The organism is Bacillus sp. LR--39, from assembly GCF_053613335.1.
Genome location: NZ_JBSIOT010000921.1, coordinates 1 through 693 on the forward strand (window position 1 = coordinate 1; position 693 = coordinate 693).

Genomic DNA, 693 nt, shown 5'->3' on the forward strand with positions numbered 1-693 from the left:
CGGATTGCGACATCCCTGATAATGCCGCAGCTTGATCGGCATTTTCGCTTCTCAGCCCGATTAAAGTCAAGGCTAAACTGATGCTGGACCCTTGTCCAATTCCGATTAAAATGACCCATAGCGTCAGCATCGCTGTACTGCCTCCGTACAATAGCCCTGACATCCCCGCCAAGTATAGGATGCCGAGGGCGAGCACGATGCTTTTCTGGTTTTGAAACCGCCCGGCGAGAACCGGAGTCAAAAATGTCGACGGGAGGCTGGCAAACTGCATCAGCGACAGCATCCAGCCGGCAAGCGACATGCTCATCCCGTGCGAGCGGAGAATTTCAGGCAGCCAGGCGATCGTGCAGTAAAACAAAAACGACTGTATGCCCATAAAGAATGTGACCTGCCAGGCAATTTTCGAGCGCCAGACCGTTTGGCCGTCTGCCTTTAAGCTGACCGTGCGGTTTCCCGTATCATGATAGCGGAGCTGGGGAACCCAGATCAAAATCGCAACAAACGCGAGGCCCGCCCAAACCATGAGCGACGCGCTCCATCCCCACGCTAAGCCGTGCGACAACGGAATGCTGATCCCTGATGCGAGCGCCGCAAAAATCGACATGGCTGTTGTATAGAAACTTGTCATAATTCCCGCTTTGTCAGGAAATTTATGTTTGATCAGGCTGGGCAGCAGCACATTGCAGATTGCGA

1 protein-coding gene is annotated in these 693 nt (G+C 53.5%); it reads right to left on the minus strand.

The annotated features are described in order from the left end of the window. A partial coding sequence (locus tag ACWHAR_RS27485; protein WP_452088485.1) for an MFS transporter occupies nt 1-693 on the minus strand: 693 nt, incomplete at both ends.